The 13,204-nt window shown below is 61.2% G+C and carries 12 protein-coding genes; 5 read left to right on the top strand and 7 right to left on the bottom strand.

Features of this window, described 5'->3' with window-relative positions:
• Positions 1-48 precede the first annotated feature (48 nt).
• The 4 genes from EFR00_RS05575 to EFR00_RS05560 all read right to left on the bottom strand — a co-directional run bounded on the left by EFR00_RS05575 (position 49) and on the right by EFR00_RS05560 (position 4,395).
• Positions 49-837, bottom strand: a complete 789-nt coding sequence (locus EFR00_RS05575; RefSeq protein WP_077989276.1) for an SDR family oxidoreductase — start codon at positions 835-837, stop codon at positions 49-51.
• A gap of 22 nt (positions 838-859) precedes the next feature.
• Positions 860-2,338: a sugar ABC transporter ATP-binding protein gene (locus EFR00_RS05570; RefSeq protein WP_077989275.1), complete on the bottom strand. Its 1,479-nt coding sequence runs from the start codon at positions 2,336-2,338 to the stop codon at positions 860-862.
• 28 nt (positions 2,339-2,366) lie between these two features.
• Positions 2,367-3,296 carry a sugar ABC transporter substrate-binding protein gene (locus EFR00_RS05565; RefSeq protein WP_077989274.1) on the bottom strand — a complete coding sequence of 310 codons (930 nt, stop codon included), beginning with the start codon at positions 3,294-3,296 and terminating at the stop codon, positions 2,367-2,369.
• A gap of 118 nt (positions 3,297-3,414) precedes the next feature.
• The gene (locus tag EFR00_RS05560) at positions 3,415-4,395 is read right to left on the bottom strand and encodes an ABC transporter permease (protein WP_077989273.1); all 981 of its coding nucleotides are present in this window, start codon (positions 4,393-4,395) and stop codon (positions 3,415-3,417) included.
• Positions 4,396-4,607: 212 nt separating this feature from the next.
• On the opposite strand from EFR00_RS05560, the gene EFR00_RS05555 reads away from it, so the two are divergent.
• The 4 genes from EFR00_RS05555 to EFR00_RS05540 all read left to right on the top strand — a co-directional run bounded on the left by EFR00_RS05555 (position 4,608) and on the right by EFR00_RS05540 (position 8,877).
• The gene (locus EFR00_RS05555; RefSeq protein ID WP_077989272.1) at positions 4,608-5,417 is read left to right on the top strand and encodes a transketolase; all 810 of its coding nucleotides are present in this window, start codon (positions 4,608-4,610) and stop codon (positions 5,415-5,417) included.
• Positions 5,417-6,373 carry a transketolase family protein gene (locus tag EFR00_RS05550; RefSeq protein ID WP_077989271.1) on the top strand — a complete coding sequence of 319 codons (957 nt, stop codon included), beginning with the start codon at positions 5,417-5,419 and terminating at the stop codon, positions 6,371-6,373. The genes EFR00_RS05555 and EFR00_RS05550 overlap by 1 nt, the downstream gene beginning before the upstream one ends.
• 65 nt (positions 6,374-6,438) lie before the next feature.
• Positions 6,439-7,905, top strand: coding sequence for an FGGY family carbohydrate kinase (locus EFR00_RS05545; RefSeq protein ID WP_077989270.1), 1,467 nt, complete (start codon positions 6,439-6,441; stop codon positions 7,903-7,905).
• Between the two features lie 21 nt (positions 7,906-7,926).
• On the top strand, positions 7,927-8,877 hold the full coding sequence (locus tag EFR00_RS05540; protein ID WP_009996926.1) for a sugar-binding transcriptional regulator: 951 nt from the start codon (positions 7,927-7,929) through the stop codon (positions 8,875-8,877).
• A gap of 285 nt (positions 8,878-9,162) precedes the next feature.
• On the opposite strand, the gene EFR00_RS05535 is transcribed toward EFR00_RS05540, so the two are convergent.
• From EFR00_RS05535 to EFR00_RS05525, 3 genes are read right to left on the bottom strand one after another with little or no spacing between them, the layout of a single operon-like run.
• Complete coding sequence (locus EFR00_RS05535) at positions 9,163-9,915, bottom strand: ABC transporter ATP-binding protein (protein WP_009996928.1); 753 nt, start codon at positions 9,913-9,915, stop codon at positions 9,163-9,165.
• The gene (locus tag EFR00_RS05530) at positions 9,909-10,979 is read right to left on the bottom strand and encodes a FecCD family ABC transporter permease (RefSeq protein WP_009996929.1); all 1,071 of its coding nucleotides are present in this window, start codon (positions 10,977-10,979) and stop codon (positions 9,909-9,911) included. Before EFR00_RS05530 ends, EFR00_RS05535 begins: the two co-directional genes overlap by 7 nt.
• Before the next feature lie 6 nt (positions 10,980-10,985).
• A complete protein-coding gene (locus EFR00_RS05525) occupies positions 10,986-12,122 on the bottom strand; it encodes an ABC transporter substrate-binding protein (protein WP_009996930.1) in 1,137 nt (378 codons plus the stop codon).
• Between the two features lie 115 nt (positions 12,123-12,237).
• Here EFR00_RS05525 and EFR00_RS05520 point away from each other — a divergent pair, with 115 nt between their 5' ends.
• Positions 12,238-13,023 (top strand): class I SAM-dependent methyltransferase, encoded by a 786-nt coding sequence (locus EFR00_RS05520; protein ID WP_039620103.1) that lies wholly within the window; start codon positions 12,238-12,240, stop codon positions 13,021-13,023.
• Positions 13,024-13,204: the final 181 nt, after the last annotated feature.

Genomic DNA, 13,204 nt, shown 5'->3' with positions numbered 1-13,204 from the left:
GAGATCGTTTCAGGTGCCGGTTGCCGGCAGCAAGCTTTCACATCCGCATCACCAGCAGCAGAAACCGCCATCGACGAGAAGATCGACGCCCGTCACGAAACTTGCTGCGTTCGACAGCAGGAACACGGCCGGACCGACCATCTCGTCGACATCAGCCATGCGCTGCATCGGTGTCTGCTCTTCGAAGAGCTTGGTCTGATGAACCATCTCCGGACGGGTATTCATCGGCGTTGCCGTATATCCCGGCGAGATGGTGTTGACGCGAATGCCGCGGTCGACCCATTCCATCGCCATCGACTTCGACATATGGATGACACCGGCCTTGGAGGCGTTGTAATGCGCTTGGCTGAGGCCCCGGTTGACGATGACGCCCGACATGGAGGCGATGTTGACGATGGAGCCGCGCCCATTCTTCAGCATGGCGCGGGCCTCGGCCTGGCAGGAAAGGAATATGCCCTTCAGGTTGATATCCATCAACGTCTGGTATTGATCCTCCTCCATATCTTCCGCCGCGTTCGCATTGGCGATGCCTGCAGCGTTGACGGCCAGCGTCAGGGAGCCGAGATCCGCCTCGGTTCGTGCGACGGCATCGGCAAGCGAGGATTTGTTTATGACATCGGCCGCGATCTCGATCGAACGGCGACCGGCGGCGCGAATATGTTCAGCAGTCTTGGCCAGTCCGTCGTCGGTTCGACGGTCGAGCAGCGCCACATCAGCGCCGCATTGCGCAAGTCCAATGGCAATGCGCTGCCCGATGCCGCTGCCGGCACCGGTGACGATGGCAACCTGGCCGCAAAGATCGAAAAGTTTCGGGGCGTTCAGAGTGATGTCGGACACCGCTCTTCCTTTCTCTGTCTGTTTAGATGGTCGCTAATTCCATGACTGAGACGTCATTTGCCTGGTCACGATCGAGGATGCCTGCCTGCTTGCCCTGGGCAAGCACGAGAATGCGATTGGAAATTCCGAGAACTTCCTCGAGGTCCGAGCTTACGACGATGACGGCCACACCCTGTTTGGCAAGATTGACGATGATGTCGTAGATGCCCGCGCGGGCGCCGACGTCGATGCCTCGCGTCGGTTCGTCGAGCACGACGACCTTGGGATCACGCAACAGCCACTTCGCGATCACCACCTTCTGCTGGTTGCCGCCGGAAAGGTCAGAGGCGAATTGCTCGGCGCGGCCCTTGACGCCGAACTTCGCAACAGCCTTTTCCGCAAACGAGCGCTTGATGCGCGGCGTAATCCAGCCACCGCCCAATTTGTCGAGGTTGGCGTAGACAATGTTCTCGCTGATCCGGTGCCCGACGATCAGGCCCTGCTCCTTGCGGTCTTCCGGAACCATCACGATGCCTTTGGCGATCGCGTCGGCCGGGTCCCGCAGCCTGAGTTCCTCGCCTTCCAGCTTGATCGAACCCGCACTGATCGGGTCTGCTCCCGAAATCGCCCGCACCAGTTCGGTGCGGCCGGCGCCGACCAGTCCGGCGATGCCGAGAATTTCGCCTGCCCGAACCTCGAAGGTAACGTCACGGAAAGAGTTCTCAGGCGAGCTCAGCCCGGACACCTCAAGGACCGGGCGGTCGGTTGGAACCGGCAGGGCAGGGAACAGGCGATCAAGCGGGCGTCCGACCATGCTCTCGACGATCGTTCGCACCGGGGTGGCACTGTCTGAGAATTCCTGCACCCGCTCCCCGTCGCGAAGAACGACGATCCGGTCGGTGATCTGCTTGATCTCTTCCATGCGGTGCGAGATGTAGACGATGCCGACACCTTCCGAGCGAAGCTTGCGAACCTGTTCGAACAGAGCTTCCGTCTCGGCGCCGCCAAGGGCGGCTGTCGGTTCATCGAGGATCAGGAGCTTGGCATTGAGAGCGAGCGCCTTGGCGATCTCGATGAGCTGTTGATTTGCCGTGGAAAGGCCGGCGACCATCCGTGTGGCAGGTATATGAAGGTTCAAGCGAGCGAGCTGGTCCTGGGCCCGGCGGACCATCTGAGCTCGATCGACGACGCCGTTCTTCATCGGCCAGCGTCCGATGAAGACGTTTTCGGCGATCGACAGCTGCGGCAGAAGCTGCAGTTCCTGATGGATCAGGACAACGCCCTTGTCGATCGCTTCGCGTGGGGTGGCCGGGGCATAAGGCTGCCCCAGCCACGTCATCGATCCCTCGGAGGGTGTGCGTGAGCCGGCAATGATGCCTGACAGCGTCGACTTGCCCGCTCCGTTTTCGCCGAGAAGTGCCACCACTTCACCGGGGTAGACGTCCAGGCTGACATTCTTCAGCACCTGGAGCGGCCCATACCACTTGGATATGCCCCTCAGGGAAAGAACGGGATCAGTCACGGCACACCTCCTCAAGACCTCGTTTTCATTATGGATGGTTGGCGATGAAGCCTGCGACGTTTTCCTTGGTTGTCAGCGTGGCATCCAACAGCTGTACCGGCGGTACCTTTTCACCGGCGACAAGCTTGGCGGCGTTTTCGACTGCATCGCGGCCCATTTTCTGCGTCTGCTGCGTCGCCGTCACGTTGAAGACGCCCTTGCTGAGGGCTTCGAGAGCCGCGGTATCGCCGTCGAAGCCGCCGACCACGATCTTCTGCGAGGGATTTGCGACCTTGATCGCCTGAGCGGCGCCAAGCGCGAGACCATCGGCCTGGGCGAAGACGATCGAGACGTCGGGATTTGCCTGCAGCATATTCTGCATGATCTGGAAGCCTTCGTCCTGGCTCCAGATGTTCGAATATTGCTCGGCGACAACCTTCACATCCGGATAGGCCTTGAGCGATTCACCGCAGCCCTTCGAGCGATCGACTTCCGGGGTGGTGCCCTTCTGGCCATGGATGATGACCATCTTCCCCTTGCCGCCGGCTTCCTTCAGAATGTAGTCGCACACTGCCTTGGCCGATGCGACGGAATCCGTTGCAAGGAAAGTATCGCCCGGCGCGCCCTCGGCGTTGCGGTCGACGTTGACAACAGGAATGCCGGCGTTCTTTGCAAGCTTGACCGGAACGGTCGCCGCTGCCGCACCTGCCGGAATGTAGATCAGCGCGTCGATTTTCTGGGTCAGAAGATCCTGGATCTGGTTGACCTGCGTCGGTCCGTCGCCCTTGGCGTCGACCGTGATGACTTCGATGCCGCGCTTCTTGGCTTCGGCCTCGACCGATTGCTTGATCTGGTTGAAGAAGTTTGCCTGAAGGTTGGCAACGGCCAGGCCGAGCTTCTTCAGTTCCGCCGCGTGCACAGGACCGAGCATGAGACCGAGTAGTGCAGCGGACGCGAACATGGTGCGCGCTATTTTCATTGTATTTCCTCCGTTGTTTGATGGAACCCTCGGGTATGTCCTCCCCCTCGGGGTATTGATCCGCCCCAAAATTTTCGGGGCGGAATTCCGCGTCCGCCAACGTGGCGGACGATGCGCGTCAGGCGCGACGCCGACGAATGGTCTCTGCACCGACCGCGAGCACGATGACGATGCCGATGATCACCTGCTGCAGGAAGGGCGAGACGTTGAGAAGGTTGAGACCGTTGCGAAGCACACCGATGATCAGGACGCCGATCAGCGTTCCGCCGATGCCGCCGGCGCCGCCGGAGAGCGACGTTCCGCCGATGACGACCGCGGCGATCGTGTCCAGTTCATAACCGAGACCGCTGGACGGCTGGACGGAATCCAGCCGGGCAGCGAGCACGATGCCTGCAAGTCCCGCGAGGACGGCGCTCACGACATAGACTGATATCGTCACCAGCGGGACGTTGATGCCGGCGAGACGGGCGACTTCGGGGTTACCGCCCACCGCATAGAGCATGCGGCCTTCGGACCGGAAGTGCAGGAAGAGCCATGCCGCAAGAACGACCGCGAGCATGAGGAAGACCGTGGCAGTCATGACGCCGAAATGACGATCGATCGCCAGCATCATGAACCAGTCGGGGAAGCCGACGATCTGCTGGCCGTCGGTGATCATGTTCGCAACGCCGCGCGCCGCCGACATCATCGCAAGCGTAGCGATGAAGGCTGGAACCCTGAACTGCGTCACCAGAAGCCCGACGATGAGGCCTGATGCCGCCGATGCGATCAGCGCGAAGGCGATGCCGACGGGCAGCGGCAGGCCGGCGACATTGGCGGTCCAGCCCATGACCATCATCGCCAGGGCGAGGGCGGAGCCGACGGAGAGATCGATGCCGCCGATCAGGATGACGAACGTCATTCCGACCGCCATGATGCCGAGGACGGTGATCTGGTCGAGGATATTGAGGCCGTTTCGAACCGAAAGAAACGTGTCTGTGCTGAAGCTCAGAAAGATGCACAGCGCGAGCAATCCCACGAGCGGACCGGTTGCTCCCTTGAGCTTGCCGAGCCAAGCGCCGGACGAAAGCCTTTGTTCATTGATATCGAGCGCCACCATTGCTCCTCCCTATGCTTAGGCTTGTATCCGATATTTGTGCAAGCTAGAATAATTATTCAGTGTTGCTGGAAAATTCATTAACAACTTGCTTTTCCCCTGTCAATAGGATTTGTTCCGGCATGGCGCTGCCAGCTTCTCGCTTAGAGGCTTGACTAATCGGCGCGTTATGCAAAAATATTGAATAGTGAATATTTATGCATGAAGAGGAACCCATGGATACGACAGAACTTGAGCGCATCGCCCGCGAGATCCGATTGCGCGATCTCCAGGCGGTCTTTGAAGCGGGCGCCGGCCATATCGGCGGGGAGATGTCGGTCATCGACATTTTGACGGCGCTCTATTTTCGTGTGCTGAATGTCTGGCCGGATCAGCCGAGACATCCCGACCGCGACAGGTTCGTTCTTTCAAAGGGACATACGGCTTGCGCTCTCTATGTGACGCTCGCAAAACGCGGCTTCATCCCGGAGGGGGAGATTTCCACCTTCCTGCAGCCGCATTCGAGGCTGAACGGGCATCCGAACTGCAACAAGGTTCCCGGCGTCGAAACGAATACAGGGCCGCTCGGCCACGGTCTTCCGGTTGCAGTCGGAATGGCGAAAGCCGCTAAACTCTCGGGCGCTGGATATCACACCTATGTCGTCACCGGCGACGGTGAGATGCAGGAGGGTTCCAACTGGGAAGCGATCATGGCGGCAGCCCAGTTCAAGCTCGACAACTTGACGCTGGTCATCGATCACAACAGGTTCCAGCAGGGCGCAGCACTTGCCGAAACCAACGATCTCGCTCCACTTCGTCCGAAGCTCGAAGCCTTCGATTGGGAAGTCACCGAGATCGACGGCAACAATATGCGCGAGATCGTTCCGGGCCTCGAACACCGGGGGTCGAGACCGCATTGCATCGTCGCCCATACCAACAAGGGCCATGGAATATCCTTCATGCAGGACCGGGTCGAGTGGCATCATAAGGTGCCGAGCAAGGAACAATACGAAATCGCATTGGCAGAATTGTCGGAGGCACTGTAATGAACGCGCCAGTAAACCCACCCAAGCTCCACGACTGCCGCGACGCATTCGCCTCTACGCTCGAGCGGCTGGCAGCCGAAAACGAAACGATCGTTGCCGTCTGCAACGACTCCGTCGGTTCCTCCAAGCTCGGCGGCTTCAAGTCGAAGTTTCCGGAACGCCTCGTCAACGTCGGCATCGCCGAGCAGAACATGGTCGGCGTCGGAGCAGGCCTCGCCAATGGCGGACGGCTGCCCTTCGTGTGCGGCGCGGCGCCGTTTCTCACGGGGCGGTCGCTGGAGCAGATCAAGGCCGACATTTCCTACTCGAATGCCAACGTCAAGCTGGTGGGCATTTCGTCCGGAATGGCCTATGGCGAACTCGGTCCGACGCATCATTCGATCGAAGACTTCGCCTGGACGCGCGTCCTGCCCAATCTTCCCGTCATCGCGCCCTGCGACCGCATCGAAACCGCTGCCGCCGTTGCGTGGGCGGCGACCTATAGCGGGCCGTGTTTCCTGCGTCTGTCACGGGTCGGAGTGCCCGACCTTCTTCCGGAGGGGCACAGGTTCGAACTCGGCAAGGCGAATCTCCTTCGCCAGGGCTCCGACGTCACGCTGATTGCCAACGGCACCTTGACCCATCGCATTGTAAAGGCGGCCGAGATTCTCGCCGGCCGCGGCATCGAGGCCAGGGTGCTCAACCTCGCCACGGTTCGTCCGATCGACGAGGAGGCCATCATCGCCGCGGCGAAGGAGACCGGAGCGATCGTCACGGCCGAAGAGCATTCGATCTTTGGCGGGCTCGGTTCCGCGGTCGCCGAAGTGGTGGTTGACAATGCTCCGGTCCCGATGAAGCGTCTCGGCGTTCCCGGCGTCTATGCCCCCACCGGTTCGGCAGAGTTCCTGCTCGACGAATACGGGATGGCGCCGTCGGCTATCGCCGACGCCGCACAGTCGCTGATCAAGCGTAAGTAAACTGGGATGGCGTGACCGGCCGGAGGTTTTTGTCGCCCGGCCGCCACCTGATCCGGGAGGATAGAATGCGGGCAATTCTGGCAATCGACCAGGGCACGACCAATTCAAAAGCAGTTCTCGTTTCCGAAAAGGGAGACATCATCGGCAGAGGTTCGTCTCCTGTCGGCATCTCCTATCCGAAGGAGGGCTGGGTCGAACAAGACCCGCGCCGGCTCTACGCATCGGTCTGCGAAGCGATCGACGCCTGCCTGAAGGCCAGCCCGGCTGCGAGCATCGAGGCGGTCGCCATTTCCAACCAGCGCGAGTCCGTTACCGCCTGGGACGCCGAAACGGGAGAGGCGCTCGGACCGGTGGTCAGCTGGCAGTGCCGTCGAACGGCGCAGGATTGCGAACGTCTAATTGCCGAAGGCCGCCTCGATCGTGTGCAGGCGCTGACCGGCCTGCCATTGGATCCGATGTTCCCGGGTTCGAAATTCAGATGGCTGCTCGACCGTATTCCGGCTGGGCGATCGGTGCGGCTGGGAACGATCGACAGTTGGCTGGTTCACTGCCTGACGGGCGGGCGCCGGCATGTCTGCGATGCATCCAATGCCGCCAGGAGCCAGTTGTTCGATCTCCGGGAACAGAGATGGAGCGAGGAACTTGGCGAGATCTTCGGCGTCGACATCGCGCTCCTGCCCGAGGTGCTCGACAGTTCCGCCGATTTCGGCAGAACGCAGGGATTGCCGGGAGTGCCCGATGGCACTCCGATAAAGGCCGCGATCGGAGACAGCCACGCTGCCCTGTTCGGTCACGGCGCATTCAAGCCGGGCGACGGCAAGGTGACCTTCGGAACCGGCTCTTCGGTCATGACGACGTTGCCGCAATTCATAGCCCCGCGCAACGGCATCACGACTACCGTCGCATGGCGGATCGCGGGAAAGCCGGCTTTCGCTTTCGAGGGCAATATCCTCGTTTGCGCCGCCAGCCTTCCCTGGATGGCTGACATTCTCGGCCTGGCGGATGTAGCCGCCCTTGTCGAACTTGCGGCGAGTGCTGCGCCGGGCGCGCCTGGTTTTGTGCCGGCGTTCGTGGGGCTCGGTGCGCCTTACTGGAATTCCGACGCCCGTGCTCTGTTCTCCCAAATCAACTTCAATACATCACGTGCGCAAATGGCGCGGTCGGTAACCGATTCCATCGCCTTCCAGGTGCATGATGTGATTGCGGCCATGCGGGCGCAGAGCGGCGGTGAGCTCGGCGCGCTCTATGTGGACGGCGGACCGAGCCAGAACCGCTTCCTGATGCAGTGTGTCTCGAATCTCATCGAACATCCCGTGATTCAATGCGAAGCGCCCGAAGCGTCGGCCCTGGGCGCCGCTTATCTGGCGGGGCTCTCCCTCGGCTTATGGAGCGATCTGCATGTCATCTCGGAGCTGCCGCGAAACACCCAAACCATTGAGCCGCAAGCCGTGGATCGAGCTGCCCTTCTGGCGACTTGGAATGATGCGCTAGCCCGCTCGACGTCCCGCGAAACACAGGTTAAAGGTGAATAAAAATTCACTCCGGGATCAGTGATGACTCGCCTCAACGAACTCCGCCTCATTTCACGGGTCGCCCAGATGTACCACATCGAGGGGCGGCGACAGGCGGAGATCGCAGAGCACCTTCGCCTGTCGCAGGCGACGGTATCGCGCATGCTCAAACGTGCCGAGGCTGAAGATATCGTCCGAACCAGCGTGATCCCTCCCGTCGGCACCTATAGCGAGCTGGAGGGCGCGCTTCGCGAGAAATACGATCTGCCGGAGGCAATCGTCGTGGAGTGCACGGAAGATCGGGACGGAGCCATCATGGCTCGTATCGGGGAGGCGGCGGCGCATCTCCTGGAGGTGACACTTGCGCCCGGCGAGATCATCGGCGTTTCGAGTTGGAGCCAGACCATCTTCAAGATGGTCGAGAACATTCATCCGCAGAAGAGCGCTCAGGCGAAGTATGTCGTCCAGACCCTTGGAGGCATGGGTGACCCTTCCGTGCAGACGCATGCGACGCAGCTGACGACGCGGCTTGCACGGCTGACCGGCGCCGAGCCGAAATTGCTGCCGGTGCAGGGCGTGACGACATCAAGAGAAGCAAAACTTCTGATGCAGGCCGACCCGTTCGTCCGCGAGACGATGGACCTGTTCGGCAGCATAACGCTTGCGATCGTCGGCATCGGAGCGGTCGAACCATCCGAACTTCTCGCTCGATCAGGGAATATCTTTTCCTCGCGCGAACTCTCTGATCTCGCGGAAGCGGGTGCCGTCGGCGATATCTCGCTTCGCTTCTTCGATAAGAACGGCAAGCCGGTCAAGACGCCCCTGGATGATCGGGTCATCGGGCTTCCACTTGAGGATCTTGAGCGAGTGGACCGGGTCATTGCCCTTGCCGGCGGTGCCAAAAAGACCGACGCAATTGCAGGTGCGCTCCGCGTCGGGGTCATCGACATGCTGGTTACGGACAAGTTTACCGCGCAGCGATTGATTGATTGAAGGGCAGCGGCATCCTCCACGGGTCCTCATCCTGAGGTGTGATCCGCAGGCTCGAAGGATGCTGCCGCAGCGTGCCTATGTGCTTACTCAAGATGGTTGCGCCTGGGTGGGAGCGCCCGCCTGGTCCTTCGAGGCTTCGCCCTACGGGCTACGCGCCTCAGGATGAGGCTCTCTTGGGCGTTGGCATCTTAGGCTGACGCGTTCTCGGGTGTTGGCACTTCAGGCTGAGGCTCTCATGCATGTGGGCTTCAGGATGCGCTGTCTTTCGCGTTGGCCCTGCCAGCCTCAATGCGCCGTCCCGTCGACGATGACATGGTCGTGGTCCAGCGAGCATTTCTCCACCCTAGCTTCGACCCTGTAGATCTCCCGCAGCATCTCAGCGGTGACGACGTCCCTTGGGGCGCCGCAGGCGCGCATGCGGCCGTTGGCGATGACGAGGACTTTGTCGGCGAAGCGGAGCGCCTGGTTGAGGTCGTGGATGGCGATGAGGACGAGCATGCCTTTGGCGCGGGCGCGGCAGCGCATGAAATCGAGGACCTCGATCTGGCGGTGAAGATCGAGCGCGCTTGTGGGTTCGTCCATCAGCATGATCTCGGGTTCGCGGACGAGCGCCTGCGCGATCGAGACGAGCTGGCGCTGGCCACCGGACAGCGCCCCGAGATCGCGGAAGGCGATGGCTGATATATTGAGCGCCTTCATGATCTCGTCGATGAAGCGCAGGTCGCTGTCGCCGACGGCCCAAGACTGTCCTTGTTTGCGGGCGAGCAGGATGGATTCGTAGACGGTCAGCACCGCATTGGCTGAGGTATCCTGCGGCATGTAGCTGATAGCGTTTTTCGCCTTCGAGCCTTCGACGACGACATCGCCCGGGCCCTTGAGTAGGCCGGTGATGCGCTTGAAAAGCGTCGACTTGCCGGCAGCGTTCGGGCCGATGACCGCGACGATCTCGCCCGATTTCATCACCGGCGTCGTGACATCTTCGACGAAGAGCTTGCGGCCGTGATAGGCGCCGACCGACTGTAACTGAAGCGCTACCATGACCGGCTCCTGTTCGAGAGGATGAGCGAGAAGAAGAAGGGCACGCCGACCAGTGCGGTGATGATGCCGATCGGGAAGACGACGCCGGGGATGATCGATTTCGAGACGATCGAGGTGAGCGACAGCAGCAGCGCGCCGGAGAGGATCGAGCCCGGCAGGAAGAAGCGCTGATCCTCGCCAAGGATCATGCGTGCGATATGGGGACCAACGAGGCCGACGAAACCGATGGTGCCGACGAAGCTGACGGGCACGGCGGCAAGCAACGAGACGACAAGCATGGTTTCCAGCCGAATGCGACGGACATTGACGCCAAAGCTTGCGGCCTTGTCCTCTCCGAGGCGGATCGCGGTTAGCGCCCAGGCATTGCGGGCGAAGAGCGGCAGGGCGATCAGCAGGACGGCAAGTGTCACCCAGATCTTCGGCCATGTCGCCTTGGTGAGGCTGCCCATCGTCCAGAAGACGACGGCCGACAGCGCCTGTTCGGAGGCGAGATATTGCAGGAAGGCGAGAAGCGCGTTGAAGGTGAAGACCAGCGCGATGCCGAGGAGGACGACCGTCTGCACCGATACGCCGCGGGCCTGCGAGACGAAATGGATGAAGAGCGTGGCGATCAGCGCCATGACGAAGGCATTGACCGGCACGAGCAGGCCGGCAGCGACCGGCAGCAGCGGAACGCTGGTGACGATTGCGAGCGCCGCACCGAAGCTTGCTGCGGCCGAGATGCCGAGCGTGAAGGGGCTGGCGAGCGGATTGGCGAGGATCGTCTGCATCTGGGCGCCGGCAACGGAGAGTGACGCGCCGACGACGATCGCCATGACGGCGACCGGCATGCGGATGTTCCAGACGACGGCCCGCACCTGATCGGAAACGGAGGAGGGATCGAAGAGGGCGGTGATGACCTCGCCGAGGCTGTAGCGGGCCGGCCCCCAGGCGAGATCGACGGCGAAGGACAGGCAGAGTGCTGCCGTCATGGCGGCTAGGATCAAAAGCTTGCGCCGGGTGAGGGCGCGGTAGCGCTCCCTCCCGGCTTCAGCTTCGATCGATATGGCGGCGACCTCGGCCATTTTGGACTACTGGCCCGCCTTGGCGTCGACCCAGTAACCCGGCTGATAAGCGACCGGTAGGAATTTCTCGTGGAACTCCTTGAAGGTGGCGTCCGGGTCGAGATCGGCGAAGAGGTTCGGATGGAACCATTTGGCGAGCTGCTGGACGGCGACGAACTGGTAGGGGCTGGTATAGAACTGGTGCCAGATCGCATGGACATTGCCGCCGGCGACTGCCTTGGAGCCGGTGAAGGCCGGGTTTTCCATCAGCGTGTTCAGCACCTTGCGGCTGTCGCCGAGGGTAGACGCAGCGCTTGGGCCGACATTCACATAATCCTTGGCATTCTTGGACTGGCTCCAGTTGGAGCCGGTGACGACGATGACCTCGGGATTGGAGGCTACCACCTGTTCGGCATTGATGGAGCCGGTATAGCCGGGAAGGAAGTCGGAGCCGAGATTGTGGCCGCCGGCCCAATCGACCATCAGCCCGAAATTATCAGGCCCGAAGGTGCCGCAGCACTCCACCAACCCCGCTGCGCGGTACATGAAGACCTTCGGCTTCGGCGGGTTGGCGGCCTTCAGCTTGTCGGTGACACTCGCCATCTGCTCTTTCCAGTAGGCGGCGACGGCTTCGGCGCGGTCCTCGTGGCCGAAGAGCTTGCCGAGGATCTTCAGGCTCGGCTCGGTGTTGGCGAGAATGTGCTCGCGGAAATCGATATAGACGATCTTCACGCCGATGCCGGCGAGCATCTCTTCGAGCTTCACCTCGTCGGCGGCCGTCTTGTTGCCGATCGGCAGCAGCAGCACGTCGGGATGAAGCTTGACGACCGTTTCGGTCTGCAGCGTGCCGTCGGTCAGGTTGCCGAGGAAGGGCAGATCCTTGCCCTTGGGAAACTTCTCGACATAGGCGTTGAAGCCATCCTTGTCTGTGGTCCAGAGGTCGTTACGCCAGCCGACGATCTTGGCGAAGGGATCTTCCTTCTCGATCGGCGCGACGGCGTAGAGCATGCGGCCTTCCCCAAGGATCACACGCTCGACCGGCTTGTCGAAGGTCACTTCACGGCCTGCCACATCCTTGATGGTGAAGGACTGCGCCCAGGCCGAAAGCGGCATCAAGCCGGCAATCGCAGCTGCGGAAACTGCGAGCATTTTCACGAAATTCATCTGGAAATTCCCCCGAGGTCTGAATAATGTCCGCAGGCATAAGAAATATGACTTTATGAATCAAGTTATATGTTTTAGAGCTTTTCCAAACTAATCCGATGCCGAGGCACTTGAGATGAATTCGATGAATACAAATTACTCGATCCGCGACGAAATTCGCGATTTCTGGTCGGAGAGGGCGGCGACCTTCGACCAGAGCGTCGGCCATGAAATCTTTTCGGAAGGCGAGCGGAAGGGCTGGCAGCGGCTGATCCGAAAGCATCTCGGCGAGGGGCAGGGCCGCGCGGCGCTCGATCTTGCCTGCGGCACCGCCGTCATCTCGCATCTGATGAACGATGTCGGTTTCAAGGTCACCGGGCTCGACTGGTCGGACGCGATGCTGGCGCAGGCGCGCGCCAAGGCGAAGAAGCGCGGCACCGATATTCGTTTCGTTTCCGGCGACGCCGAAAACACCATGGAGCCGCGCGACAGCTACGATGTCATCACCAACCGGCATCTCGTCTGGACGCTGGTCGATCCGGCTTCGGCTTTCAAGGAATGGTTCGCGGTGTTGAAGCCGGGCGGCAAGGTGCTGATCCTCGACGGCAATATGGGTCGGGAAACCTGGGTCAAGGGCCTGCAGAAGCTCTGGACGAAGATATCAGGCAAGCCTGCGGCGAGCCATATGTCGCCTGAGATGATGGCGCGGCACCAGAAGATCCGCTCGCGCGTGCATTTTTCGCACGAGATGCCGGCCGAAGCGGTCGTCGATCTTCTGCGCAAGGCCGGCTTTGTGGACATCGTCGTCGACCGCAAGCTCGGGGATATTCACTGGGCACAGGCGCGCAAGATGCCGTTTTTGCGTGGGTTGGAGCGCATGGTGCAGGAGCGGTTTGCGATTTGTGCGCGTAAGCCCGGGTGATGGGGATAGATTGGCGCCGATGCTGCGGCAATTTCAGACACGTGGCTCGACCCTGGTTTGTGGCCCGAAGGGTCGGATGAGGGGGCACGCGGCAGGCCATTTATTGCTCTTCGCTTGGGCTCAGCGCATCGCTCCTGTCGTCGCTCACCCCCTCATCTGCCCTGACGGGCATCTTCTCCCC

The organism is Rhizobium sophoriradicis (assembly GCF_003939025.1).
GTDB classification, from domain to species: domain Bacteria; phylum Pseudomonadota; class Alphaproteobacteria; order Rhizobiales; family Rhizobiaceae; genus Rhizobium; species Rhizobium sophoriradicis.
Note: the sequence above shows the minus strand (reverse complement) of the source record. Positions and strands in the feature narration are given on the sequence as shown.

Excerpts from the sequence above, each read along its gene's own strand:
- EFR00_RS05565 (WP_077989274.1), bottom strand. The coding sequence starts at position 3,296 with ATGAAAATAGCGCGCACCATGTTCGCGTCCGCTGCACTACTCGGTCTC.
- EFR00_RS05560 (WP_077989273.1), bottom strand. The coding sequence starts at position 4,395 with ATGGTGGCGCTCGATATCAATGAACAAAGGCTTTCGTCCGGCGCTTGG.
- EFR00_RS05555 (WP_077989272.1), top strand. The coding sequence starts at position 4,608 with ATGGATACGACAGAACTTGAGCGCATCGCCCGCGAGATCCGATTGCGC.
- EFR00_RS05550 (WP_077989271.1), top strand. The coding sequence starts at position 5,417 with ATGAACGCGCCAGTAAACCCACCCAAGCTCCACGACTGCCGCGACGCA.
- EFR00_RS05545 (WP_077989270.1), top strand. The coding sequence starts at position 6,439 with ATGCGGGCAATTCTGGCAATCGACCAGGGCACGACCAATTCAAAAGCA.
- EFR00_RS05540 (WP_009996926.1), top strand. The coding sequence starts at position 7,927 with ATGACTCGCCTCAACGAACTCCGCCTCATTTCACGGGTCGCCCAGATG.
- EFR00_RS05535 (WP_009996928.1), bottom strand. The coding sequence starts at position 9,915 with ATGGTAGCGCTTCAGTTACAGTCGGTCGGCGCCTATCACGGCCGCAAG.
- EFR00_RS05530 (WP_009996929.1), bottom strand. The coding sequence starts at position 10,979 with ATGGCCGAGGTCGCCGCCATATCGATCGAAGCTGAAGCCGGGAGGGAG.
- EFR00_RS05525 (WP_009996930.1), bottom strand. The coding sequence starts at position 12,122 with ATGAATTTCGTGAAAATGCTCGCAGTTTCCGCAGCTGCGATTGCCGGC.
- EFR00_RS05520 (WP_039620103.1), top strand. The coding sequence starts at position 12,238 with ATGAATTCGATGAATACAAATTACTCGATCCGCGACGAAATTCGCGAT.